The organism is Litoreibacter ponti, from assembly GCF_003054285.1.
GTDB classification, from domain to species: Bacteria; Pseudomonadota; Alphaproteobacteria; order Rhodobacterales; family Rhodobacteraceae; genus Litoreibacter; species Litoreibacter ponti.
In genome coordinates, this window is record NZ_QBKS01000002.1 from 750,984 (window position 1) to 774,921 (window position 23,938).

The following is a 23,938-nucleotide window of genomic DNA, read 5'->3' on the forward strand; positions in this document are numbered from 1 at the left end:
GCGTGAGGGGTGTGGGCGGGTCCTACCCCAGCCCGCCCGATCTTGCAATTCACCCCGTGATGGCAGAGTTTGTCGCCAAAGCGGAAACAATAATTCGAAACAATCGAGCAGTCATGCGGCACGCCTCCCTTTCCTCTTTCTTGGCCAGCGCGCCTGCCGCCCTGTCCCCCAAGGGCCCGTTCGCGCTGCTGTTCGTCGAGGACGCGGCGGAGGTCGACAGCACGATCTCGCATCTGATGAAGATGGGCTTTCGCGAGGTGCTGGTGTTCGGTGGTGCCGAACTGCTGCCCGCGGACCGCGATGATCTGCATCTGATCGAGATGGACATTCACAAGGCCGACGCCTTTGCACGCACCACCAACAAGCTGATCGACCTCTTTCCGGGCGTTTGGATGCACTACTGCTTTAACGCCGAATACCTCTTCTTCCCGTTCTGCGAGACCCGCAACATCCGCGAGCTGATCGCCTTTTCGCTTGAAGAGCGGCGTTATTCCGTACTGACCTATGTGATCGACCTGTATTCCAACGATCTTGGCCGCGATCCGAACGCGGTTTCGCTTGAGCACGCCTATCTCGACAAATCCGGCTACTACGCGTTGGCGCGGTTCACCGAGGACGGGCAGGCGCTGGACAGACAACTGGATTTTTTCGGCGGCCTTCGCTGGCGATTTGAAGAGCACGTCCCTTGGACCCGGCGTAAGATCGACAGGGTCGGACTATTTCAGGCGCGCAAGGGGCTGGAACTGCAGGCCGACCACACGTTCAACGAGCCGGAATACAACACCTATGCCTGCCCCTGGCACCACAATATCTCCGGCGCGCTGTGCTCGTTCCGGACAGCCAAGGCGCTGGTGACAAACCCGGGATCCATGTACGAGATCCCGCATTTTTGGTGGAAGAATTCGGTGAAGTTCGAGTGGCACTCAAACCAGCTGCTTGAGCTCGGCCTGATGGAACCGGGGCAGTGGTTCTAAATCTCTAACGTCGAATTTTGAGTATTTTTGCCAAAACGAAGCGATGGACGCTTTTCCGCGGACCACCTGATCCGTTTGGCTTTTCTTCCTCTACTCAATAAAAAACGGCCCCCGGGGAGGGCGGGGGCCGTTTCGTCGTCTCAGCAAAAGGAAGAGTTTTAGGCCTCGATCGCCTTCGGCTCGGACCCTTTGGAGATTGCGATCGTCCGGGGCTTCAGCGCCTCGGGCACCTCGCGCACCAGGTCGATGTGCAACATGCCATCCGCATGGCTCGCACCCGTCACACGGACGTGGTCGGCCAGATGGAAGCGCTTCTCGAAGGCGCGGGTCGCGATACCGCGGTGCAGGTAAGTCTTGTCCTCACCCTCATCGGCTTTCTTGGCAGCCACGATCAGCGCGTTCTCACGCTGCTCGACGCTCAGGTCAGCCTCGGAGAACCCGGCGACAGCAACCGAGATGCGGTAGGCATCGTCATTGGTCTTCTCGATGTTGTAGGGCGGGTAGGTGGTGTTGACCTCGGAGGTCAGAACCCGGTCCATCAGGTCGGCAACGCGGTCAAAGCCAACAGTGGCACGGTACAGGGGGGCGAAATCATAAGCTCGCATGAGTGTCATCCTTTCGAAAAAGCAATGCTATGTTTGGCGGACCTTCCATATCGGACAGGCCCTGTTTTGGTCACCGAACCCCATATCGGGCATCCGGTTGCTTCAGATGTGGGAAAGGATATGCGGGCTTTCAAGGCCCGCAATCGTAATTTTAAATACGGAAAATCAAGGCTTTATGAACAAGGCACCCGATGGTTGGATGCCTGATTGCAATGCGACACGCGATGCGCCGGTGTCGGCGCGGCGGAATACGCCGTCATTGCGATCGATCTGATCGAGAAGCGCGGACAAACGTTGGTCGAGCCCCACGGCCAGCGCCACTTTCTGCTGACGCCACTGCGCCTTGGCAGACACGACGGAGAGTACCACCGCCTCGCCATTTTGCACCGCGAAGATCGGCGCGCCGGAGGCCCCGAAATCCACGTCGCAGGATGTGACGTAGACGCCCGGATCACGCGCAAGCAGATGGCAGGTCTCTTGGATTGACGGGGCATTGGCGCGGTTCTTGGCGTAGGAGACGACCTGAACCTCTTGCCCGCGCTCAACCTTCGTCGCGGTGTTGAACGGCTTGATCGAGGGGTGCTTGATCGGCTGGTCAAGCTGGATCAAGGCCACGTCAGAGGCAACCCGTTCCACGTTGTTGCGCCCTTTGAAGACATATTCGGGATGGATCACGGATCGCTTGGCCCCACGGTAAGCCTCCGCCCGCCCATTCTGCCAGCCCGCAAGGAACTCGATATCGCCATCGGGCGTGCGCCGCCCGTCATTGTCGAAAAAGCAATGCGCCGCAGTAAGCACGAGGTCCGGGGCAATCAGAGTGCCCGTGCAAAAGCCCGAACTGCCGAGATTGATGCGACCAACGCCCTGCCACACTTTGCTCGCGTCCAGCGAGCCGAGCGATTTCAGGCTGTCCGCCTGAACCGGCAGCGCCATGAGAAGCCCCGCCATCAATGTTGCCAAAATCCGCATCAATCGCCCCGATATACCCGTTTTGACCCGTGCTAGGGAACAGTTAAGGCGGGAATGGGGCATGAAGGGGTTAATTTTTAGCTTTGCCAGGGAAGCCAGCGAAATCAAGCTCAATGGGCTGGTCCAGACCACAAGCCGAGCAATCACACCCGTTCTAGCATGGCACAGTAGCGCAGTGAGATACCCATCAACCCCTAGGATCGGCGCAGACAAGGGGAGCGGGCGAACCCATTCGCAAAGAGCGGCGGAGTCGGCTGATCAAGACCGAGCGCACATCCGCGTCACCGCAGAACCGGGATGTCCATCTGGCGCTCGCCGTCATTAACGCTGGCGGTCAGCGCGGGCGGCTTCGGCCCACCTGTCGCCCAATCCAGAAGCTCCACCGTGTGGACAATCGGCACATCGGTGCCCGAGCCGATCTGCATCATACAGCCGATATTGCCTGCGGCGATGATGTCGGGATTTCTGGCCTCAAGCGTCGCCACCTTGCGTGTCTTGAGTTGTTGGGAGATTTCGGGCTGCATCAGGTTATACGTGCCAGCCGATCCGCAACACAGATGCGGGTCCTTCGGCTCCAACACGGTGAACCCGGCGCGTTTGAGCAGGTCCTTGGGATACGTCTTGATTTGCTGGCCATGCTGTAGCGAGCACGCGGCATGATAGGCAACCTTCAGGGGACCGGCCTCTGCCGGCTCGGGCGTAATCTTGTCCGTGCCGGCCAAGCCCATGCGGGCCATGTTCGGCGACAGGGTCACCGTGTCCGCGTCAAGCAGGTCCATCAGCACCTCCGAGACATCCTTGGCGATACCGGCGACAGCGGCGGCCTCCTCCGCCAAGGCGTGGCCTTTGAACATGTGGCCGTAATCCTTGACCGTCGTGCCGCAGCCGGATGTGTTGATCACGATGGCATCCAGCCCCTCGCCCTTCATCTCGCGGTCCCAGGCGCGGATATTCTTGGCCGCCGTCGCATGGCTTTCGTCGGTCTTGCCCATGTGATGGGTGAGCGCACCGCAGCAGCCCGCACCCTCGGCCACAACGACCTCGGCCCCGAGCCGGGTCAGCAGCCGGATCGTGGCGTCGTTGATATCGGTATTGAGCGCCTTTTGCGCACAGCCGGTCATAAGCGCCACGCGCATCTTCTTGCCCTCGGCCGGGAAGGTCTGCGGGTCATCGTTGCGGGACACTGGCGGGATCGTCTTCGGCGCCATTTCCAGCATCGCGCGCAGCCGCGCATCGGGCATGAAACGGGCGAAGGGCCTGCCGATCTTTGCCCCAAGCAAAGCCACCCGGAAGCGGTTCGGATAGGGCAGGATACGCGCCAGAATCCAGCGCAACGCCCGGTCGCTCCATGGCCGGTCGTAATGCTGCTCGATATACTCCCGGGCATGGTCGACCAAATGCATGTAGTGCACGCCCGACGGGCAGGTCGACATGCAGGCAAGGCAGCTCAGGCACCGATCAATATGCTTGACCGTTTTCGCGTCCGGCTTGCGCTCGTTTTCCAGCATATCCTTGATCAGGTAGATGCGTCCGCGCGGGCTATCCAGCTCGTCGCCCAAGACCTGATAGGTCGGACAAGTCGCCGTGCAAAAGCCGCAATGCACGCAGGTGCGCAGCACCTCATTTGATCGCGCAATGGCAGGATCCTTGAGCTGGTCCGGGGTAAAGTTCGTCTGCATCGGATTATCCCATCAAGACAGGGTTGAGGATGCCGCGCGGGTCGAATTGCGCGCGCAGGCCCTTTGAGATCGCAGCCAGCGGCGTGGGCTCTGGATGGAACGTCGCGCCGTCGCCCCGCAGGCAAGTCGCGTGGCCCTGAATAGCGTCCATCTTTGCGCGCACATCGGTGCCGCGTTCCGTCGCCAGCCACAACAACCCGCCGCCCCAATCCAGGAGCGCTGCTATTGGCTGAATGGCCTCCAAGACGTTCGGCCCGTCGGACGGTTTCACCGACACGCGCCACAAGTCGCCCTCTGCCCCGTGCAAGGGCGCAACGTCTCGAATATTCGCCCAAAGCGCGTCGGACGCATCCTTGTCGGACGTCAGATCGCCTGCGCCCAGCAAATCGGTCAGCTGCTCGGCCCGGTAAGCGACCGAGGCGGTGAAGCCTTCGAGACGCAGATACACCTCTTTCTTCGCCGGGTCATAGGCCGCGCCCGAGACCTCGAATGGGGACCCAAGCGCCTTGGACATCGCACCAACCGCAGCCTGCGCATCAAGCCCGCCCAAGGTAAGTGTCGCGCTCGCCTCGATCCCCGGAAGCACCTTGAATGCAACCTCGGTCAGGATGCCCAATGTGCCGTAGGAGCCCGCCATCATCTTCACCAGATCATATCCGGTGACGTTTTTCATCACGCGGCCGCCATTCTTGATCACGGTGCCTGATCCGTCGACAAAGCGCACACCGATCAGGCTGTCGCGGCATGCCCCGGCCTGCACGCGGCGCGGGCCGGACACGTTGGCGGCCACGACCCCGCCCACGGTTGGCGTTCCGCTGCTGCCCAGAAGACCGCGGTGATCCATCGGCTCGAAGGGCAGACGCTGGTTCTCGGCCGTCAGCGCCGCTTCAATCTCCGCCATCGGGGTGCCCGCCTTGGCAACCAACGTCAATGCGCCGGGCTCATAGAGCTCTATGCCCGAAATTGCGGAGGTCGACACGACCTCTCCAGCGCTTGAACCGAGGGGGCGTGTCCCACCACCGACGATGCGCAGGGGGCCATTGGCGCCGCGCACAAGCTCGGCCAGCGCGGTCTCACTTTCAGGTGTCATCATTGGGTCGCAGCCTTCAGGTCGTGGTCTTCCAGGGAAATCGATCGGACGAACAGGCGCTTAGCCCGTCCGTCGGGCCTCGGTCGCCGAGAGCGGGAAGACCTTCGCCGGGTTCAGAAGCCATTTCGGGTCGAACACGTCCTTCACCTTCATCTGCGCCTCAAGATCATCTGTGCCGAACTGATCAAACATCAGATCGCGCTTCTCGATGCCAACCCCATGCTCCCCGGTCAGGCAACCGCCCACCTCGACGCACAGGCGCAAGATGTCCGCGCCCATGGCTTCGCAGAGCTCCAGATCGCCCTCCTTGTTGGCATCAAACAGGATCAGCGGGTGCATATTGCCATCGCCCGCATGAAACACGTTGCCCACGTCGAGCCCGTATTCCTTCGACATCTCGCCGATGCGCTTAAGCACATAGGGCAGCTCGGACACGGGAATCGTGCCGTCGAGACACATATAATCGTTGATCTGCCCCATCGCGCCGAAGGCGGATTTGCGGCCCAACCATATCTTCGCGCTCTCCTCGGCGGAGGTGCTTTGGCGCAGCTCGACGGGATTGTGGCGGCGGGCGATCTCCATGATCTTGCCCAGCTGCTCGTCGATCTCCGCCTCCGAGCCTTCGACCTCGACGATCAGCAGCGCCTCGCAATCGGGGTAGCCCGCACCCGCGAAGGCCTCCGTGGCGCGAATGACCGGGCGGTCCATAAATTCAATCGCAACGGGAAGGACGCCCGCCTTGATGATATCTGCCACGCAAGCGCCGGCGACTTCGTTGTCGTCGAAGCCCATCAGCACGGGCCGCGCGCCTTCGGGCTTGCGCAGGATGCGCAGCGTCGCCTCGGTCACGACGCCCATTTGGCCTTCGGAGCCGCAGATCAGCCCCAGCAGGTCATAACCGCCCGCATCCAGATGCGCGCCGCCGATCTCGACCACGGTTCCGTCCATCTGCACCATCGTCACGCCAAGCAGGTTGTTTGTCGTAACGCCATATTTCAGGCAATGCGCGCCACCGGAGTTCATCGCGATATTGCCCGCGATAGCGCAGGCCAGCTGCGATGACGGGTCGGGCGCATAGAAAAAGTCGTTCTCCTCCACGGCGCCCGTCACGCTGAGATTTGTGCGCCCGGTCTGCACGCGGATAAAGCGGTTCTCATAATCAGTCTCGAGCACATCATTCAGCTTCGCCACCCCAAGGATCACGCAATCCGCCGTGGGCAACGCGCCGCCTGCCAGCGAAGTGCCAGAGCCGCGCGGCACCACAGGCACGTCTTCCTCGTGGCAGATCTTCAAAACGGCGGCGACCTCTTCGGTCGAAGCGGGCAGAACGGCGCAGAGCGGCGGGCATTTATAGGCGGTCAGCGCGTCACACTCGTAGGCGCGGGTCTCGAACTCGTCGTGGATCACGGCGTCGGAGGGCAAGACGCCCTGCAGGCGGCTGACCAGACGGGCCTTCTTGGCCATGATCCTCGCGTCAGGGGCTGGCATCTCCATCGTACGAATCCTCCGCAACTGCATTAATTGGTAAAAACATATTACCAATTACCCCCTATGGCAAGGATAAACAATCGCCTGTATCGTCGCCTCCATGACGATGATTGACCGTCTTTCCCTGTTCAGCCCGCTTGATGCGGTGGCCTTTGTGTTGCTGGTCGGCGGATGGCTGGCCGTGGGATGGTGGATCGAGCACCCGGGCGCGCGCCGACCCTCCGTCACGGTCCTGATGACGGAGTATCGCCGCGAGTGGATGCGCCAGCTCGTCACCCGCGAGCCGCGCATCTTTGACGCGACCATTCTGGGCAACCTGCGGCAGGGTACGTCATTCTTCGCCTCCGCCTGCATGATCGCCATCGGCGGCGTGCTCGCCGCGATCTCGAACACCGAAGCTTTGCAGATGGCTGCGGCAGAGCTCACCCAAGCGATGGTGCCAAGCCTGATCTGGCAGGTGAAGCTGCTTGTCGTCGTGCTGTTTCTGACCCACGCCTTCCTGAAATTCGTTTGGGCCAACCGGCTGTTTGGCTATTGCTCGGTGGTGATGGCCGCGGTGCCCAATGACATCATGCACCCGGATGCCCAGCCGCGGGCAGCGCAGGCCGCAGAGTTGAACATCAGGGCCGCGTGGAACTTCAATCGCGGCCTGCGTGGGATCTACTACGCCATTGGCACTCTGGCGTGGCTGCTTGGTCCAATAGCCCTGATCGCGGCCACTCTGCTGGTCACCTATATCATCTGGCAGCGCGAGTTTTCATCCCTACCCCGCACGATCATCCTCAATGGCCCCGCCATCACCCCCGCAAAGGAGACCGCCCCATGAGACCGCTTGCACTCGTCCTCGCTCTGGCACTCGCCCTGCCCGCGCTCGCCGATCAGGCCAAGATCGAGAAGGTCACCGCGCGACAGTCGGGTGATACATGGAGCTTTGATGTCACCATTCGCCACCCCGATACGGGCTGGGACCACTACGCCGATGGCTGGTCGGTCAACGCGCCCGATGGGACGGAGCTGGGATACCGAAAGCTTGCCCATCCGCACGAAAATGAACAGCCGTTCACCCGTTCGCTGTCAGGCGTGCGCATTCCGGATGGATTGAACGAGGTCATCATCCGCGCCCATGACAGCGTGCATGGGTGGTCGGACAAAACGTTTACGGTGAAGTTGAAATAGTCGCAGGAAAGATCGTGCAGGTTGCGCGCGCTCATGTTTCCTCTTGGCAAATATCTTCGTCGAAGGCATCCGACGCCGCTCTTTAGCGCCGCCCCTCGCGCAGCCACGCACCAATGGTCAGCAACGCCGCCATCAGCAGGAAAAGCCAGGGCGAGACCAACGGTGTTACTGTCACATTTGTCGTCAGATAGGCATTGCGCGGGGTCAGCCCGATCCAGCCGCGGCCCGCGGCGTTGCGCCCCTCGCCCACCATCCGTAGGCCGGGCAGACCCTCTTCCAGCCGCAGAATGCCGCCGCGCGTACTATCGACCAGCGGTTCCAGCTTGTCGCCGGACGCAATCGTCTCGACAAACTCGCGCGGGGCGGCCGGACCAAGCGCGATGACGCTCTCCTGATCGCCCTCTTTCAGCCGGTAAAGCCCCGGCTCCGGCCCCACAAAGGTCGCGGTGAAACGCCCCGGTGTAGTTTCCTCCAACGGCACCACGGTGACCGTGCCATCGGGCGCGGTAATCTCCAGCTCGCCCACTTCCAGATCAAGTGTGCGCCGCGTGATCGTCATCGTCTGACCTTCGGCAAGCGCGGTCAGCGCCTCCTCCTCCAGGTCCGGCTCCTTCATCATCCAGTGCGCCAGTCGGCGAAGCAGCTCCAGCTGCGGGCCGCCGCCCTCGAAGCCACGGTGCCACAGCCACGCGTGGTCGGAAGCCATGAGCGCGATGCGCCCCTCGCCCACCCGGTCGAGCGTCAGCAATGGGCGATCCTCGATACCGGACATGACCGTCTGGCCAGCCAGCGGGCTCACCTCGATCTGGCGCATCCAGCGGCCCCAACCGGGCACGCCGTCGACGGTCGGACCCGGGGCGAACTGCTCCAGCCCTTCGGTGACCGGATGGCGCGCACCAAGCTCGGAGATCATCGGCGTGAAGCCTTCCTCCAACACACGGGCGGTCGGCTCCGCGGGCATGATATCACCCAAGGGCGAACGATAGATGCTGTCGGCAGACGCGAAGTCGGGCCCGGCAGCGACCAGAACCGCCCCGCCCGCCTCGACATATTGGCGGATGCTGTCGAAGTAGAGCGCGGGCAGGATGCCGCGCCGTTTGTAGCGGTCGAAGATGATCAGGTCGAACTCATCGACCTTCTCGAGAAACAGCTCACGGGTCGGGAAGGCGATCAGCGACAGCTCCGACACCGGCACCCCGTCTTGCTTCTCAGGCGGGCGCAGGATCGTGAAATGCACAAGATCCACCGCGCTGTCGGATTTCAGCAGGTTGCGCCACGTCCGCTCGCCCGCATGGGGCTCGCCCGAGACCAGCAGCACCCGCAAGCGGTCCCGCACACCGTTGATCTGGACCACGGCTGCGTTGTTGCGGTCGGTCAGCTCGCCCTCGGACACGGCCACGTCGAATTGCAGCACGTTCATGCCGCCATGGGGCAGCGTGATCGGCAGTTCAAGATCCTCTCCGACCGGCACCTGGAAGGCCTGCGGCTCGGCTCCGTCGATCGCAATGGACAAGCTCGCGCGATCCGGCAAATCGGTCGGCACGCGGCCTTGGTCTTCGATCTTCAAGGTCAGCGTGATCTCTTCGTCGAGGATCGCAAAGGCCGGGGCGTTCTTGATAATCAGCCGCCGGTCCCAATCGGCGGCGCGCCCGGTTAGAAGCGTGTGCAGCGGTGCCTCGAGTTCCGGCGCGCGGGCGGTGTCATGTAGCTGCCCGTCGGTCACAAGGATCGTGCCCGCGATGCGGCTTTTCGGCTCTTCCGACAGCGTCTCGTTCAAGGCGCGCATCAGCTCTGTGCCAGCATCGCCTTCCCCGTCTGCGACGGTCACGGTGCGCAACTCCATGCCGCGCGCGGTAATATCTTCGCTCAACCCTTCGACCGCTTCTGCCGTCTGGCTTTCGCGATCCGACAGGCGCTGGGACGCGCTCTCATCGACCACCATCACGACGATATCGGACAACGGATCCCGCTCCTCGTCCTGCAAGGACGGGTTTGCAAGCGCCATCAGCAAGACCGCAAGCGCGGGTGCGCGCAGCCACCAACCATTCAACCTGCGCCAGATGGCCAGACAGATCAGCGCCGCGCCAACCGCTGCGACGACATAGAGAACGGGCCACGGCAGGAGCGGGTCGAAGATCACATCCATCTCAGTTCCCCAACCGTTCCAACAGCGCCGGGACATGAACCTGGTCGGATTTGTAATTTCCCGTCAGCACATGCATCACGACGTTCACACCAAAGCGAATGGCCATCTCGCGCTGACGCTCTCCGCCAAAGCCGCGGCCGACCGGGTAACGCGGGTTGCCCCGCTCGTCGCGCGCCCAGGCGGCGGCCCAGTCGTTGCCGCCGATCAGCACCGGCGTCACCCCATCATTGAGGTCACGGAACGGTAGCCCGTCGATCTCTTCCGCATCCGCAGGCGCGGCCTCGACCCAGATATCGCGGGAGGTGAAGCGGCCGGGGAAGTCCTGTAGCAGATAGAAGGTCCGGGTCAGAACGTGGTCCTGCGGGATCGGCTCCAACGCGGGAATGTCGAGCGGCGCGGCGAGCGCCTGCAGCTTGCGGCCCTGCGGCGTAGAGCTGCCAAATCCGCCGATATTGCCGTCCCGCGTGTCGAACAGGATCATGCCCCCGGTGCGCAAATAGCGGTTCAACTTCGCATAAGCCGCAGGCGACGGGGTCGGCTGCGTCTCGGTGACCGGCCAATAGAGCATCGGGTAGAAAGACAGCTCGTCGCTCTCGAGATCGACGGCAATCGGGTCGGCAGGCTCGACAGATGTGCGGCGGAACAGGCTGAGCGACAGCCCCCGCAATCCCTGATCCGAGACCTGATCCACTTGCCGGTCGCCGGTCTGCACATAGGCCAGCACCACCTCGGAGGTCGCTTCGATCGCGCGGGCGTCCTCTTGCTGGGCGTCGGCGGCTTGCGGCAATGCGAATGCTGCCAGCACCACCGCGGTCGTCGCCGCCCCGCGCAGCTTGCCCGACAATGCGAGCGAGGCGAGGATGTCGATGAACAAAAGGGCGAGGGCAAAGGTCAACAGAGCGCCCATCAGAGGGGTCTCTTGGGCCACGGTAATGCCTTCCACGCGTGTGCCTGCAGGCCACACGGTCGGGGCAAGCTCTGAATCTGGGCCGAGCACATTAAGCGCGATCCGGCGGTCCTCGCCCGCATAAAGACCGGGCGGCAGGTCGGGGCCAAGCGGACCCTCTGCAAGGTCCTCGCCCGCTATACCGGCCAGATTACCCGCGTCGCGGACCGTGCCGAACGCATCAAGAATATCTTCGGGAACCCATGTCGTGCCCGCGAGATCCTCTGCGCTGATCTCCGCCGGGCGTGTCGAGATCGCGAGGCGTTCAAGCATCTGAACGAACAAGCCCGACAGTGGCAAAGTGGACCACTCCGCATTTGCCGTGACATGGAACAAGATGATCTGACCTGCGCCAACGTCCTGCCGGGTCACAAGCGGCGTGCCATCTGCGAGCGACGCGACCGTGCGCTCCGCCAGTTCCGGGTCAGGCTGGGCGACCACCTGGCTGGTCACTTGCACGTCGTCGGGGATCTCGAGCCCGAAGAACGGGCTGTCGCGGGTGAAGGCGCGCAGGGATTTCGGCTCGCCCCAAGACATTGCCCCACCCACGCTGCGCCCACCGGCGCGCAGGCGCACGGGCATCAGGGGATCGTTGCTTTCGATATCGGCGGCAGCCGTGCGCGGCCCTGCAAACCGCACCAGCATTCCGCCTTCGTCGATCCAGTCAAGCAGCGCGTCGCGATCGGTCCCCGACACGGTCGCGATATCGGCGAGGATCAGTACGTCAGGGCTGGCGAGCAGCATATCTTCGAGCGATCCCTCGATCAGATCAGCGGTCGGCACCAACGCCTTGTTCAGGTAGTAGAGCGGCGAGAGCAGGTCCTGGGCCTCTTGGTCGTTGCGCCCCGACAAAAGCCCGACCTCCCGCCGCTTCAACGCGTCATCGGTCAGCGTGACGGCCCCGGCAGAGCGGCTGCCCTGCACCTCAAACCGATTCACGCGATTGCGAAGCTCGGTCGGCAGATCGAGCATAATCTCAGCGCGCGCGTCGGTCAGACCAAAGCTTGCCGTCGCCGTCGCAAGCTCCTGCTCGACCCCATTTGGGTCGGGGCCCATGGCCGAAATCGTCACCTCCCGCGCGCCGGAGGCGGGCGAGCGCAGAACATCGAGTGCGATGCGTCCGTCCTCAAAACGGGCGGGCGTCAGGGCGAAAACGGGACGCGGGGTCTCGATAACCGTCAGATTGCCTTGCGCCTCGAACGCGGCCAACAGCTCCGCGCGGCTCCCACGCTCGATCCCGTCTGAGAACCAGACCGTCTCGAACCCGTCCGATCCCATGCGCTCTGTCCAGTCGAGGGCGGCCTGCCCGGGCTCCCACGCGCGCGGCGAGACGCCGGGCAAGGAGGCCGCCACAGTGTCGGCGGTCTGGAACGTCAAATCACCCGCGGGCGGCTCCGACAGGTTCACCAAGGCCGCGGGCCGGCCTTCGCGCGCAGCCTCCGCCAGCAACTCCTCAACACGTGCGGTGCGGGCGGGCCAGTCGCGGGCACTGGCCCATGAGCCGTCCATCGCGATTAGGAGCGGGCCAAAGCCCGGCCGGTTTTCTTCGGGGTTTAGAACGGGACCGGCGAAGCCAATGATGAAAGCCGCCACAGCCAGAATTCGCAGCAGCAACAGCCACCACGGCGTCGTGTCCGTCTGGGTCTCGTCATCATTGAGCCCCAGCAGCAGCGCGATGCCGGGAAACCGCCGCCGGATCGGCGCGGGCGGCACGGCGCGCAGCAGCCACCACAGGATCGGCAGGGCGATCAGGGCGGCCAACAAAAGCGGCGTGGTGAAGGCGAGATTTGCCAGCATGCTCAGCCACGCTCCAGCGATTGATAGAGCCACAACATCGCCTCTGTCGCGGGCTTGTCGGTGTGGTGGCAGAGATAGCGCCAACCAGTCTTGCGCGCGAGGTCGCGCAGATGCGCTTTGCGCGCAGCAAGACGCTCCAGATAGGCTTCGCGCAGGTTTTTCGCTTTCAAAGTCTCGAACTTGATCGCGCCCGACATGCTCTCGAAGACGGTGCGGCCATCATAGGGGAATGCCTCTTCATCGGGGTCCAGCACGTGGACCAGCGCGCCTTTGACGCCGCGATCTGTCGCCGATGTCAGCGCGGCCTCGACCGCCGCCGGATCGCCCATGAAATCGGAGATGAACACCGCGCGTGAGCCCGACGGCAGCACGCGTGGGTTCGGCGTGCCGAAGTCCGCCTCACCTTGGGCCGCCATAAGGTGTCCAGCGACACGGGTCAGCTGCCCCTCGCCCCGGCGCGGGGGCGTGCCGCGATTGGCAAGGCCGAACCGCTCGCCGCCCTTGTTGAGCAGCACGCAAAGCGCAAGTCCAAGCACGCGAGCGCGGTGCCCCTTGCTGGGGCGATCCTTGCCACCCGTGAAGCTCATCGACATGGCATCATCGACCCACAGCATCACGGATTGCGCAGCCTGCCATTCCTTCTGGCGCACGAAGGTCGCGTCGGAGCGCGCCGAGCGCCGCCAGTCGATATCACGCAAGCCGTCGCCGTGCTGCGTCGGGCGGTACTGCCAGAACTCGTCGCCCAAGCCCGCCCGCTTCCGGCCGTGATCGCCCAGCAGCACAGTCGCCGCCAGATGTTCGGCCTGCGCCAGCAGCGCCGGGAAAGCGCTGGCATGGGCTTCTGCCCGGTGGCGCAACCCCGCAGGGTTGCTCGCCGGATCATGGGGGAATGGTAGGCTCACGCGGCGGCTTTCCGCTGGCCTGTGCTTTGGGCCACATCGGCAATGACGTCGGCCAACACGCGGCCTTCGGCGCGGGCGGCGAAGCTGAGCGCCATGCGGTGCGACAGGATCGGGTCGGCCAGTGCCAGCACGTCTTCCGACGACGGCGCCAAGCGGCCTTGCAACAGCGCCCGCGCGCGGACTGTCAGCATCATGGCCTGCGCGGCGCGCGGTCCCGGGCCCCACGCAACGGTCTCGCGCACCAGATCGGTGGCTTCCGCCTCATCCGGACGGCAGGCGCGGACCAGATCAAGGATATGATCGACCACCGCATCGCCCACGGGCATCCGCCGCACAAGGGTCTGCGCCGCGATCAGTTCCGCCGGTGTGAACACCGTCTCCGACGCAGCGCTCTCGATGCCGGTCGTGGCCATCAGGATGCCACGCTCCGTGTCGCGGTCAGGGTAGTCGACGTTGATCTGCAAGAGGAACCGATCGAGCTGCGCTTCGGGCAGCGGGTAGGTGCCTTCCTGCTCCAACGGGTTTTGCGTGGCCAGCACGTGGAACGGCGCGGGCAGCGGGTGATCGGTGCCCGCAACGGTCACCGAGCGTTCCTGCATAGCCTGCAACAACGCGGATTGGGTCCGGGGCGAGGCGCGGTTGATCTCGTCGGCCATCAGCAGTTGGGCAAAGATCGGGCCTTCGATGTAGCGGAAGGATCGCGTGCCATCATCGGCGGTCTCCAGCACTTCGGAGCCGATGATATCGGCGGGCATCAGGTCTGGGGTGAACTGCACCCGGTTGGTGCTAAGGCCCATCACGGTGGACAGCGTATCCACCAGAAGCGTCTTGCCGAGGCCCGGCAGGCCCATCAGCAACGCGTGGCCGCCGGACAACAGCGCCGTAAGCGACAGGTCGACCACATTCTCTTGTCCGATAATCTGCCGGCCGATGGAGCTCTTGGCGGTGGCCAGCTTGTCGGCCAGGGCCTCGATCTCTTTCACCAGGTCTTGCGCGTCGGCCATGTGACAACTCCCTCAGGGCACTATATTGGAATAGGTGTAGTAAGGCAGATATGGCGGAATAACGGAATGGCAAAAGGAACCGGTGCACAAAAGCTTGAGATGCCCTCTGCCGAGAGCATCGCAGCGAGTGCGCAAGAGGTCGCCAAAGGCGGGATGCCGCCGGTGGACAAGTGGAATCCGCCATTCTGCGGGGACTTAGACATGCGCATCGCGCGGGATGGCACCTGGTTCTACCTGGGCACCCCGATCGGGCGGGCCGGTCTTGTGAAGCTGTTCTCGTCGATTATCCGCAAAGACGGCGATGATTACTTTTTGGTCACCCCGGTCGAGAAAGTGGGCATCATCGTGGACGATGCGCCTTTCGTGGCGTTGGATTTCGATGCGGTGGGTGAAGGGGACGCGCAAAAGCTGCGGTTCGAGACCCATGTAGGCGACCGCTTTATTGCGGGCCCCGACAACCCGATCCGCGTGGCCTATGACGATGAGGGCGAACCATCGCCCTACGTCCTCGTGCGCCGCAATCTCGAAGCGCTGATCGACCGCAAGAGCTTCTACCGGCTGGTTGACCTTGGCACGCATCACGATGGCTGGTTCGGGGTCTGGTCCGGCGGCGCGTTCTTCCCGATCATCAGGTCCGAGGCGCTGGAGGAGTGATAACGCTCGTTTGAGCTCGTGTGAGCATGACACGAGGTTTCAAGGGCTTAGCCCCCGCGCGGCGCGCATGTGCACAGAAGTCGTGCGGTTGCGCGCTATTTCAGCACAAATTGCACTGCTAAAGCTCTCTGCAGTCGAAACCTCGCCGAAGGCTCTCTGCCCATGCCCCGCACCTTGCTGGCCCATCTCTTATTTAGCGCCGTGACCTCGGCCATGATGTCCGCCCTCGTGTGTGGGGTCGCGACCTACAAGATGATGGGGTTTGACGCCGCCTTCATGCATGTCTGGTCGGGCGCGTGGTTCTTTGCGTGGCCGGTGGCCTTCGCGGTGCTGGTCAGTATCGGTCCCTTCGTGCGCAAGACGGTCTACAAGGGCTGTAAATGCCCGCTGGCCATGCCTGAAGATCAGACCAAACAACAGTTGCCACCTGCCGAGTGATCTGCGTTGAGTTTCCGGACTAATCCAAGTTCGGAGCCTGCATCATGGATATCTCGACCTGGCTGGCCTTTGTAGCCGCCTCGACCGCCCTTCTTCTTATTCCCGGGCCCACCGTCTTGCTGGTGCTCAGCTACGCGCTGTCTCAGGGGCGCAAGGTGGCGCTCGCCACGGCAGGCGGCGTCGCATTGGGCGATCTGATCGCAATGAGCGCGTCTTTGGCGGGCCTGGGCGCACTTGTGCTGACCTCCGCGCAGCTGTTCATCGCGCTGAAATGGATCGGGGCGGCGTATCTGATTTATCTGGGCGTCCAACTGCTGCGCAACGCGGGCAATGCCTCCATCGGGCAAGACACCCCGCGTGTGCTGTCGGCCCGCGAGTGTTTTGTGAATGCGACTGCCGTGACCGCGCTGAACCCGAAATCCATCGTCTTCTTCATCGCCTTCGTGCCGCAATTCGTGGACCCTGCGGCGGCGCTTCTGCCGCAATTCGCGATCTTGATCGCGACCTTCGTGACGCTGGCGAGCGTCAACGCGCTGGCCTATGCCGTGCTCGCCGACGTGATGCGCGCACGGATCGCTCGGCCTTCGGCCATCGCGTGGCTGACCCGCGCAGGAGGGGCGACATTGATCGCGATGGGCGTGGCGACGGCGGCGGTGCGGCGGACGGCCTAGGCCTTGACGTAAGGCGGCGGGCGCAGGCCGTTGGCTGCGTTCGCGACGATGCCAGACAGCCGCTTGTCCCGTGTCGCATCGGTCTTTGCGGTCTTCAGCCATTCCAATGTCCCGCGCCGCACGTTGGGCGGGTAGCTGTCCCATGTGGGCCGCTGATCACCGAGCAGCTTCGCCAAATCGTCTGGCACTTCCAGCCTGTCCACGTCATCAAGGAACTCCCACATCCCGTTGGCCTGCGCCGCCGTGATCTTCGCCTCGCCCGCTTGGGTCATCTCGCCTGTGGCGCGCAGCTCCGTCACGTAGGCCTTGTTGACCGCGGACCAAGCGGAGCTGTCCTTGCGTGGCGAGATCAGGATCGCCGTGCGGATGTCGTCGATCCTGCGCGGAACGGAATCGATCCATCCCCAGCAAAGCAGCTCTTTCACCCGCTCTTCGACCGACAGATAATCGGGATGCGATGCCTTGTAGCTGACCAGCCATACGGAGCCGGATTGTGTGTGGTTCTCGGCAAGCCATGCGCGCAGCTCGGCGCGCGAGCGGACCTCGACCTCCGGCGCGTCTTTCACCGGGCGTCCCATTCTTTGAGGAACCGTTTGGGGGCCGCATCCCGCCAGCTTTGGCGCAAGCGCGCCTCGGCCCAGCCTGGGTCGATCCGACCGCCCGCGACGAGGATCAGGCCCGTATTTGCATAATGCGGATGCATCACGAAGGTCTCGGGGTCCGCGGCCATCAGCATCTCGCGCTCGTCGCGCGAGCCCTTGAAGATCGCGGCATCAACGTAAGGCGACCACCAACACCACATCTTGCCATGGGCCTTCAGGTTCGGATTGCCCCAACTGACGGCATCGGTGACATGCGGCAGATCAAGACTTAGGGCAAAGTCGCGCAGCTCTGCCCAGGTGCTGATCATCAGTGAGCCTCGGCCCAGTTCGCCCCCTGCCCCGCATCGACCACCAGCGGCACGTCGAAATGCACCGCCGGGTCGGAGGCATTTTCCATCACGTCCCGCACGGTCTCGATCGTCTGGTCGACACGGTCCTCGGGCACCTCGAAGATCAGCTCGTCATGGACCTGCAACAGCATCATCTCGCGCATATCGGCGGGCATGCGGATCATCGCACGCCGGATCACATCCGCCGCCGTGCCCTGGATCGGCGCGTTGATCGCCGCGCGCTTGGCAAAGCCCGCGCCGGGGCCCTTGGCGTTGATCTCGGGCGTGTTGATCTTGCGGCCAAACAGCGTCTGCACGTAGCCATGGTCTTTGGCGAATTGCACCGTCTCATCCATGTAGGCGCGAATGCCCGGAAAGCGCTCGAAGTAACGGTCGATGAAGCCCTGCGCTTCGGCGCGCGGGATGCGCAGGTTGCGCGCGAGGCCAAAGCCGGAGATCCCGTAGATCACCCCAAAATTGATGGCCTTCGCCTGACGGCGCACATCGGGCGTCATCTCGTCAAGCGGCACATCGAACATTTCCGACGCGGTCATGGCGTGGATGTCATGCCCGTCCTTGAAAGCCTGTTTCAGCGCCGGGATGTCAGCGATATGGGCGAGGATGCGCAGCTCGATCTGGCTGTAATCCAGCGCGACCAACACATTGCCGGACTCCGCCACAAACGCCTCGCGGATGCGGCGGCCTTCCTCAGATCGGACGGGGATGTTCTGCAGGTTCGGATCGGTCGAGGCGAGCCGCCCGGTGTTCGCCCCGGCAATCGAGTAAGAAGTATGCACCCGCCCGGTGTCCGGGTTTATGTGGGTCTGCAGCGCATCGGTATAGGTGGATTTCAGCTTGGACAGCTGCCGCCAGTCCAGAACCCGGCCTGGCAGTTCATGCTCGGTCGCGAGATCCTCTAGGATGTCGGCCCCGGTCGAATATGCCCCCGTTTTGCCCTTCTTGCCGCCGGGCAGCTCAAGCTTGTCGAACAGAATCTCGCCCAACTGCTTGGGCGAGCCAACGGAGAACTCCTGCCCAGCCAGCTCGTGAATCTCCGCCTCCAGCCCCGCCATCTTCTGGGCGAAAGCGTTGGACATGCGGCTCAGCGTGTCGCGGTCGACCTTGACCCCGTGCCGTTCCATCTGCGCCAACACCGGTACCAGCGGGCGCTCGAGCGTCTCGTAGACCGTCGTGACCTGCTTTGCATGCAGCTGTGGCTTCAGAAGCTGCCACAAGCGCAGGGTAATATCCGCATCCTCCGCCGCGTAGGGCGTCGCGTCCTCCACCGGAACCTTGTCGAAGGTAATCTGGCTCTTCCCGCTACCCAGCAGGGATTTGATCGGGATCGGTGTGTGGCCGAGGTAGCGCTCGGACAGCGCGTCCATCCCGTGATTATGCAGCCCGGCATGCAGCGCGTAGCTGATCAGCATCGTGTCGTCGATCGGGGACACGTCCACATCGTAGCGCGCGAAGATCTTCGCGTCGTATTTCATGTTCTGGCCGATCTTCAGGATGCTGTCGTCCTGCAGAACCGGTTTCAACATCGCGACGGCCTGCTCCAGGTCCATCTGCCCCTCGGCGCGTTCTGCGGCCCCCAGCAAATCACCCTCGCCGGTGACATGGGCCAGCGGGATGTAACAGGCGTGACCGGCATTCACGCAAAGCGAGATACCGACCAGATCGGCGGTCATATCGTTCAGACCCGTGGTCTCGGTATCCACTGCAACGTGCCCGTGCTCATAGATCAGATCGATCCATTTCTGAAGACCGTCGGCATCGCGCACCGTCTCGTAGGTCGCGTCCTTTATTTCCGGCATCTCTGGCGCGTCTGCCTCGGGCGCCGGGGTATCCTCGATCACGGGTGCCTCGGCCCCCAGCTTGTCGGCAATCCGCTTGGTCAGTGTGCGGAATTCCATTTCTGCAAGAAATTCCAAAAGCTTCTCCGGCTCCGGCTCGCGCACTTCGAGATCATCGAGCGTGAAATCCAGCGGAACCTCGGCGTCAAGCTGCACTAGACGCTTTGACAGCTCGATCTGGGAGCGGTGTTCGATCAGCGTCTCGCGGCGCTTGGGCTGCTTGATCTCTTCGGCGCGGTCCAACAGCTCTTCCAGCGAGCCATATTCGTTGATCAGCAGCGCCGCTGTCTTGATCCCGATTCCCGGCGCGCCGGGAACATTGTCGACGCTGTCGCCTGCAAGCGCCTGCACATCAACGACCCGGTTGGGGCCTACGCCGAATTTCTCCTCGACCCCTTCGACGTCGATCACCTTGTTCTTCATGGCGTCCAGCATCTCGACGCCGCCGCCCACGAGCTGCATCAGGTCCTTATCCGATGAGATGATCGTGCACCTCCCACCCGCATCCCGCGCCTGCACGGCAAGGGTGGCGATGATGTCGTCAGCCTCGAACCCCTCTTTCTCTTCGCAGGCTATGTTGAAGGCCGCCGTCGCCTCGCGGGTCAGCGGAATCTGTGGGCGCAAATCCTCCGGCATCGCATCGCGATTGGCCTTGTACTGATCGAACATCTCGTTGCGAAACGTATGGCTGCCCTTGTCGAAAATCACCGCCACATGGGTCACATCACCGCCGGAATTTCCGTCGATGTAACGCTGCAACATGTTGCAAAAGCCCGACACAGCACCGACCGGCAATCCGTCAGACTTCCGCGTGAGGGGCGGCAGCGCATGATAGGCCCGAAAGATAAACGCCGAGCCGTCGATGAGGTGCAGGTGATGGCCTTTGCCGAAGGCCACTATACCTTGCCCTCGAACTCTCGGTGGATGATCTTCTTGTCACAATAGGGGCATTCCACGAACCCCTCCGTCTCGTCGATCTGCATCCAGATGCGTGGATGGCCCAAAGCCCCTTCGCCGCCATCACAGGCAATGCGCCATGCATCCACAATCTCGGTCTCGGGGGCAGCGGTGGCCATGGTCGGTCTTCCCATCCAGAAATTCAGTCAGCGCCGATCATAGCGCCCCCGCCCGCCCCCACAAGGGCAACCCGGGGCTTCGTTTTGGCAAAAATACTCAAATCCCAACCGTGCAGCCCTCATACCGCCTGCAGCAAGGCGTCGCCTCCGAGATGTCTGAATAAATCGCGCCGCGGCAGCGGCACAATTGGATCACTCCGCCTTAGCCAACATACGGCCAAGCGGACGCCCGCCCAGGATATGCACATGCAGATGCGGCACCTCCTGTACACCGTTCTCGCCGGCATTTGAAATCGCGCGGAAGCCGTCCTCGCTTACCCCTTCGATGCGGCAAACCTCGCCGATGGCACGCATGAAACCGGCCAGTTCCTCCTCTGAGGCCTCCTGGCAGAAGTGATCCATCGAAACGTAAGGCCCTTTTGGGATTACCAGCACATGGGTCGGAGCCTGCGGGTAAAGGTCGCGAAAGGCCAAAGCATGCGCGCTCTCATAGACCGTATCATTGGGGATCTCGCCGCGCAGGATCTTGGCGAAAATGTTCTGGTCGTCATACTCGAATGCCATCGGGGTCAGTCCTCAAAAAGATAGTCGATATCCAGGATCTTTCGCGCCTGATCTTCGGAGATATCGAGGAAGCCCACAAGAGGCTGCGCATTCTCCGCCCGGCTTTGATTTTCGGAGATCTTGAAGTAATTCGGGAAATCCGCGTCCTTGATCTGATCGCTCTCGAACAGGAAGTTTTGCCGCACCGTCGGCAGCAAACGGTCAATCGTGTCCTGTGGCGTCATTTCGCCCGCAAGCCCGACCCGCTTGGCATGGCCCAGAAGGTATTCATCCTCGAACCGGCACTCGATCTCCAAGAGTCGCGTCGTCGAATTGTCCGAGAACAGATCCGTCAGCAGATCCAGGTTCGAGGGATCGAGACAGATCACCATCCGGTTTTGCTCGTAATGGTCATAGAGCAAGCGCATCAGCGCGCGGCGGTGCCGGGTCCGCTTGTCGAGCGTGGTCTGGATGCCGCCCAGATCGGGCAAAACCGTACCGGCCTCGTCAAAAAGGTACTCCGCCCCCTTCAGTTCGGTATGCTCGAGAATGCGCGCCAACAGACGCTTTGCTACATGCCACTTCTTGCACGCGATCACCATCAGCTCGCGCTCGCGACCCAGTGAGCTCTCCCGCTCCCAGAAGCGCGGCGCAAATCGTCGACCGATCCGACCACGCCCCGTAAGAAATTTGAACAGAGTGCGTCCCTCGTTAGAGGTTTGGAAATCCATTCGCTCGGAGGCGTACAGATCACCCAGCCGCGCCTTCAGCTCCGTCGCGTCGGGCGAGACTTTCCGCGCGAACAGGAAATCCTGACTCAAGAGAAGATCGTAGTGATCATTGTAGAATGTGACCGGCATCCCGTAATCGGTAAACATCAGGAAGGTCAGCGTACGGGTCTTGATCTCCGTGCTGGGCACGAGGTGGCGCACCAGGGTCTGAAAGAAGGTCTCGTCGGGGATCCAGGTCGTCTTGAAGAAGCGCATCACGTCGGGCCGCTCGCGCGTGAAATCGAGTACCCACTCCACCGTGCGCCGCCGCAAGCACCACCATTGCGAGCCGATCATCATCTGCAAATCGGACGGAATATCTCGCTTCCAGCCCAGTTTCTTCTGCAGCTCGTAGGAAGCGTAGAACAGCTTCTTGCGCCCGCGCTCGTTGAACCAGTGGCGGTAGATCAGGCGGTCTTCCTTCATCCCCGTCTTGATCCAGTCGGAGGCGAAAAAGTCAAAGCTTTCAATGTAGTCAACGTCGTCAGCGTCAAGGAATTCATGCGCATAGGTCGCAGACTTGATCGCCATGCAATCGCCCGACAGCATGTAGAAATGCGTGGCCCGCGGGAACTCGTCCACGGCGGCACGCATGGCGTGAAGGGTCGCGGCAACAAGGGACCACTCGCCCCAGCCGCATTTCACCCGCTTTTTGGCAAAGGCCACGTTCGGATTGTCGTCCAGCGCCTCGCGGATCTGACGATACGCGGCCGGATCGGCGCTGGCATCGAAATGGATCGCCATGCAATCGCCTGCGGCGGTCAGGCGCTCGGCCTGCTCGATAATCGCACCGGGGTCTTTATGACACAGCAAGATGAAGGCGATCTTTGCCATCTGGAATTGAGCCCCGGTTGCGTCGTAACACTTATTTAGGTTTGCCTACATAACCTTAGGAGTGGTTGCTTAAACAGCCTCAGTTTGTATTTGTAGGGGTAATTGTGGCCAAAACGTAAACAATCGGCCACAAGTTGAGATGAGGACGGCAGAATGGGCTTCCCTGGCACCTGGATGACGGAGAGCGAAAGCTTGGTGTACCGCGTTGTACCCAAATGCGCCTGCTCCTCGATCGGCCAGATCATGTACTACTCCGACCACGGAGAGTTCTTCGACGGCGACATCCATGATGCTACCGGCAAGATGCACAAATGGGCGATCGAGTCGAGCCAACCCAAGATCGAAGCCAACGTCAAAGCCCATAAAAGCTATGCGTTCACCTGCGTGCGCAATCCCTATGGGCGTATCCTGTCGTCGTTTTTCGACAAGATTTGCGGCATCCAGCGCAATGGCAAACGGTACCGCGGCAACCTTGTGCCGCTGCTGATCCAGAAATACGGCATCGAAGTGGGCGACCCGGAAACAGGCTTTGAATTTGATCAAATTCAAAGCTTTAGGCGGTTTTTGCTGTTCGCGCGCGACACCATTCGCTGGCGCCGCCCGATGGACCCGGACATTCACTGGTCGGCCATGTCGGGCCATATCTCGACCTTCATCGTCAATGGCGGGCGATACGACAACATCTTCTTCACCGAGGATTTCAATCCCGGCATGCAATCGGTCATGGATGCGGTGAAGACCAAGCACAAAGTCGATGTGGCCGAGATCCCGCGCTTCAATGAGAGCGAGGGCCACGGCCCAAAACGTGCTCACCCGATCGAGGATTACTTCGACGATCTGTCGATGCATCTGGTCTACGAGATCTATAAGCGCGACTTCCAGCTGTTCAAATATGACGTGGACAACCCGGGCAACAAGAAGCCCATCGGAGAGATCGATCTCGACGAGGTTCATGTCAAGCTGGGCGACTGACGGAGCTTTTCCGCCGGGATTTGTGATTAGCAGAGCGTAAACCCGACCCATTGGGTGCGGGCGGTGCGGTGCGTCTGGCTAAAATTCGAGGTGATGTCTGTCCGATCGGAGCTTTTTCGCCGAGACAGCGCCACCGGCCCGTCCGTCACAGGATCCTTCACATCTTGAGGCAAAATTTTCGTGCCGCGACCCCAACTTTTACAAGAATTTTTGGGGCGTTTTTCGATAATCCTCGGGCCAAATATCGACAACGGACCCGGATGATCTGCGGCGCATAGTTCGGCCAACTCCGAACTATGCGCAAACGGGAATTTGGGGTCGCCGGGACGACAGGAGCGCCAAAGTCGCTTCGAAGCGACTTTCTTGAACCGCCTTCCAAGGCGGTTTCCATGCGATTTCGAAATCGCATGCCAAAGC

The 23,938-nt window shown here is 62.2% G+C and carries 22 protein-coding genes; 7 read left to right on the forward strand and 15 right to left on the reverse strand.

Annotated elements, in window-relative coordinates; all coding sequences use genetic code 11:
* Positions 1-113 precede the first annotated feature (113 nt).
* Positions 114-974, forward strand: a complete 861-nt coding sequence (locus C8N43_RS17540) for a hypothetical protein (RefSeq protein WP_107847032.1) — start codon at positions 114-116, stop codon at positions 972-974.
* A gap of 158 nt (positions 975-1,132) precedes the next feature.
* Here C8N43_RS17540 and C8N43_RS17545 read toward each other — a convergent pair whose 3' ends face one another.
* The 5 genes from C8N43_RS17545 to C8N43_RS17565 form a co-directional block, all read right to left on the reverse strand.
* On the reverse strand, positions 1,133-1,579 hold the full coding sequence (locus C8N43_RS17545; RefSeq protein WP_107847033.1) for an Hsp20 family protein: 447 nt from the start codon (positions 1,577-1,579) through the stop codon (positions 1,133-1,135).
* 165 nt (positions 1,580-1,744) lie between these two features.
* A complete protein-coding gene (locus C8N43_RS17550; RefSeq protein WP_158270011.1) occupies positions 1,745-2,548 on the reverse strand; it encodes a trypsin-like serine peptidase in 804 nt (267 codons plus the stop codon).
* Positions 2,549-2,829: 281 nt separating this feature from the next.
* Positions 2,830-4,227 (reverse strand): glycolate oxidase subunit GlcF, encoded by a 1,398-nt coding sequence (gene glcF, locus C8N43_RS17555; RefSeq protein WP_107847035.1) that lies wholly within the window; start codon positions 4,225-4,227, stop codon positions 2,830-2,832.
* A gap of 4 nt (positions 4,228-4,231) precedes the next feature.
* Positions 4,232-5,317: an FAD-binding protein gene (locus tag C8N43_RS17560; protein ID WP_107847355.1), complete on the reverse strand. Its 1,086-nt coding sequence runs from the start codon at positions 5,315-5,317 to the stop codon at positions 4,232-4,234.
* A gap of 60 nt (positions 5,318-5,377) precedes the next feature.
* Positions 5,378-6,811: an FAD-linked oxidase C-terminal domain-containing protein gene (locus C8N43_RS17565; protein WP_107847036.1), complete on the reverse strand. Its 1,434-nt coding sequence runs from the start codon at positions 6,809-6,811 to the stop codon at positions 5,378-5,380.
* Positions 6,812-6,905: 94 nt separating this feature from the next.
* Here C8N43_RS17565 and C8N43_RS17570 point away from each other — a divergent pair, with 94 nt between their 5' ends.
* Positions 6,906-7,631 (forward strand): DUF599 domain-containing protein, encoded by a 726-nt coding sequence (locus C8N43_RS17570; RefSeq protein ID WP_107847037.1) that lies wholly within the window; start codon positions 6,906-6,908, stop codon positions 7,629-7,631.
* Positions 7,628-7,981, forward strand: coding sequence for a hypothetical protein (locus C8N43_RS17575; RefSeq protein WP_107847038.1), 354 nt, complete (start codon positions 7,628-7,630; stop codon positions 7,979-7,981). The genes C8N43_RS17570 and C8N43_RS17575 overlap by 4 nt, the downstream gene beginning before the upstream one ends.
* 82 nt (positions 7,982-8,063) lie before the next feature.
* Here the strand turns inward: C8N43_RS17575 and C8N43_RS17580 are convergent, their stop codons facing one another.
* The 4 genes from C8N43_RS17580 to C8N43_RS17595 are packed head-to-tail and all read right to left on the reverse strand — an operon-like array spanning position 8,064 to position 14,776.
* A complete protein-coding gene (locus tag C8N43_RS17580; protein ID WP_170114433.1) occupies positions 8,064-10,127 on the reverse strand; it encodes a hypothetical protein in 2,064 nt (687 codons plus the stop codon).
* Between the two features lies 1 nt (position 10,128).
* On the reverse strand, positions 10,129-12,870 hold the full coding sequence (locus C8N43_RS17585; RefSeq protein ID WP_107847040.1) for a DUF4159 domain-containing protein: 2,742 nt from the start codon (positions 12,868-12,870) through the stop codon (positions 10,129-10,131).
* Positions 12,871-12,872: 2 nt separating this feature from the next.
* The gene (locus C8N43_RS17590) at positions 12,873-13,772 is read right to left on the reverse strand and encodes a DUF58 domain-containing protein (RefSeq protein ID WP_107847041.1); all 900 of its coding nucleotides are present in this window, start codon (positions 13,770-13,772) and stop codon (positions 12,873-12,875) included.
* On the reverse strand, positions 13,769-14,776 hold the full coding sequence (locus C8N43_RS17595; RefSeq protein WP_107847042.1) for an AAA family ATPase: 1,008 nt from the start codon (positions 14,774-14,776) through the stop codon (positions 13,769-13,771). Before C8N43_RS17595 ends, C8N43_RS17590 begins: the two co-directional genes overlap by 4 nt.
* 66 nt (positions 14,777-14,842) lie before the next feature.
* Here C8N43_RS17595 and C8N43_RS17600 point away from each other — a divergent pair, with 66 nt between their 5' ends.
* The 3 genes from C8N43_RS17600 (at position 14,843) to C8N43_RS17610 (ending at position 16,539) form a co-directional block, all read left to right on the forward strand.
* Entirely contained in the window at positions 14,843-15,430 is a 588-nt protein-coding gene (locus C8N43_RS17600) for a DUF1285 domain-containing protein (protein WP_107847043.1), read from the forward strand.
* 162 nt (positions 15,431-15,592) lie between these two features.
* Entirely contained in the window at positions 15,593-15,868 is a 276-nt protein-coding gene (locus C8N43_RS17605; RefSeq protein WP_107847044.1) for a DUF2798 domain-containing protein, read from the forward strand.
* Between the two features lie 44 nt (positions 15,869-15,912).
* On the forward strand, positions 15,913-16,539 hold the full coding sequence (locus C8N43_RS17610) for a LysE family translocator (protein WP_107847045.1): 627 nt from the start codon (positions 15,913-15,915) through the stop codon (positions 16,537-16,539).
* Here the strand turns inward: C8N43_RS17610 and C8N43_RS17615 are convergent.
* The 6 genes from C8N43_RS17615 to C8N43_RS17640 all read right to left on the reverse strand — a co-directional run bounded on the left by C8N43_RS17615 (position 16,536) and on the right by C8N43_RS17640 (position 22,549).
* Positions 16,536-17,105: a YdeI/OmpD-associated family protein gene (locus C8N43_RS17615; RefSeq protein WP_158270012.1), complete on the reverse strand. Its 570-nt coding sequence runs from the start codon at positions 17,103-17,105 to the stop codon at positions 16,536-16,538. The two genes, C8N43_RS17610 and C8N43_RS17615, sit on opposite strands and share 4 nt — an antisense overlap.
* A complete protein-coding gene (locus C8N43_RS17620) occupies positions 17,102-17,449 on the reverse strand; it encodes an MmcQ/YjbR family DNA-binding protein (protein WP_107847047.1) in 348 nt (115 codons plus the stop codon). Before C8N43_RS17620 ends, C8N43_RS17615 begins: the two co-directional genes overlap by 4 nt.
* A complete protein-coding gene (polA, locus tag C8N43_RS17625) occupies positions 17,449-20,223 on the reverse strand; it encodes a DNA polymerase I (protein WP_107847048.1) in 2,775 nt (924 codons plus the stop codon). Before polA ends, C8N43_RS17620 begins: the two co-directional genes overlap by 1 nt.
* Positions 20,223-20,402 carry a zinc-finger domain-containing protein gene (locus C8N43_RS17630; protein ID WP_107847049.1) on the reverse strand — a complete coding sequence of 60 codons (180 nt, stop codon included), beginning with the start codon at positions 20,400-20,402 and terminating at the stop codon, positions 20,223-20,225. The genes polA and C8N43_RS17630 overlap by 1 nt, the downstream gene beginning before the upstream one ends.
* A gap of 192 nt (positions 20,403-20,594) precedes the next feature.
* Complete coding sequence (locus C8N43_RS17635) at positions 20,595-20,966, reverse strand: histidine triad nucleotide-binding protein (RefSeq protein ID WP_107847050.1); 372 nt, start codon at positions 20,964-20,966, stop codon at positions 20,595-20,597.
* A gap of 5 nt (positions 20,967-20,971) precedes the next feature.
* The gene (locus tag C8N43_RS17640) at positions 20,972-22,549 is read right to left on the reverse strand and encodes a DUF5928 domain-containing protein (RefSeq protein ID WP_107847051.1); all 1,578 of its coding nucleotides are present in this window, start codon (positions 22,547-22,549) and stop codon (positions 20,972-20,974) included.
* A gap of 153 nt (positions 22,550-22,702) precedes the next feature.
* On the opposite strand from C8N43_RS17640, the gene C8N43_RS17645 reads away from it, so the two are divergent.
* Positions 22,703-23,521 carry a sulfotransferase family protein gene (locus C8N43_RS17645; protein WP_107847052.1) on the forward strand — a complete coding sequence of 273 codons (819 nt, stop codon included), beginning with the start codon at positions 22,703-22,705 and terminating at the stop codon, positions 23,519-23,521.
* Positions 23,522-23,938: the final 417 nt, after the last annotated feature.

Excerpts from the sequence above, each read along its gene's own strand:
- C8N43_RS17540 (WP_107847032.1), top strand. The coding sequence starts at position 114 with ATGCGGCACGCCTCCCTTTCCTCTTTCTTGGCCAGCGCGCCTGCCGCC.
- C8N43_RS17545 (WP_107847033.1), bottom strand. The coding sequence starts at position 1,579 with ATGCGAGCTTATGATTTCGCCCCCCTGTACCGTGCCACTGTTGGCTTT.
- C8N43_RS17550 (WP_158270011.1), bottom strand. The coding sequence starts at position 2,548 with ATGCGGATTTTGGCAACATTGATGGCGGGGCTTCTCATGGCGCTGCCG.
- glcF (WP_107847035.1), bottom strand. The coding sequence starts at position 4,227 with ATGCAGACGAACTTTACCCCGGACCAGCTCAAGGATCCTGCCATTGCG.
- C8N43_RS17560 (WP_107847355.1), bottom strand. The coding sequence starts at position 5,317 with ATGACACCTGAAAGTGAGACCGCGCTGGCCGAGCTTGTGCGCGGCGCC.
- C8N43_RS17565 (WP_107847036.1), bottom strand. The coding sequence starts at position 6,811 with ATGGAGATGCCAGCCCCTGACGCGAGGATCATGGCCAAGAAGGCCCGT.
- C8N43_RS17570 (WP_107847037.1), top strand. The coding sequence starts at position 6,906 with ATGACGATGATTGACCGTCTTTCCCTGTTCAGCCCGCTTGATGCGGTG.
- C8N43_RS17575 (WP_107847038.1), top strand. The coding sequence starts at position 7,628 with ATGAGACCGCTTGCACTCGTCCTCGCTCTGGCACTCGCCCTGCCCGCG.
- C8N43_RS17580 (WP_170114433.1), bottom strand. The coding sequence starts at position 10,127 with ATGGATGTGATCTTCGACCCGCTCCTGCCGTGGCCCGTTCTCTATGTC.
- C8N43_RS17585 (WP_107847040.1), bottom strand. The coding sequence starts at position 12,870 with ATGCTGGCAAATCTCGCCTTCACCACGCCGCTTTTGTTGGCCGCCCTG.
- C8N43_RS17595 (WP_107847042.1), bottom strand. The coding sequence starts at position 14,776 with ATGGCCGACGCGCAAGACCTGGTGAAAGAGATCGAGGCCCTGGCCGAC.
- C8N43_RS17600 (WP_107847043.1), top strand. The coding sequence starts at position 14,843 with ATGGCAAAAGGAACCGGTGCACAAAAGCTTGAGATGCCCTCTGCCGAG.
- C8N43_RS17605 (WP_107847044.1), top strand. The coding sequence starts at position 15,593 with ATGCCCCGCACCTTGCTGGCCCATCTCTTATTTAGCGCCGTGACCTCG.
- C8N43_RS17610 (WP_107847045.1), top strand. The coding sequence starts at position 15,913 with ATGGATATCTCGACCTGGCTGGCCTTTGTAGCCGCCTCGACCGCCCTT.
- C8N43_RS17620 (WP_107847047.1), bottom strand. The coding sequence starts at position 17,449 with ATGATCAGCACCTGGGCAGAGCTGCGCGACTTTGCCCTAAGTCTTGAT.
- C8N43_RS17630 (WP_107847049.1), bottom strand. The coding sequence starts at position 20,402 with ATGGCCACCGCTGCCCCCGAGACCGAGATTGTGGATGCATGGCGCATT.
- C8N43_RS17635 (WP_107847050.1), bottom strand. The coding sequence starts at position 20,966 with ATGGCATTCGAGTATGACGACCAGAACATTTTCGCCAAGATCCTGCGC.
- C8N43_RS17640 (WP_107847051.1), bottom strand. The coding sequence starts at position 22,549 with ATGGCAAAGATCGCCTTCATCTTGCTGTGTCATAAAGACCCCGGTGCG.
- C8N43_RS17645 (WP_107847052.1), top strand. The coding sequence starts at position 22,703 with ATGGGCTTCCCTGGCACCTGGATGACGGAGAGCGAAAGCTTGGTGTAC.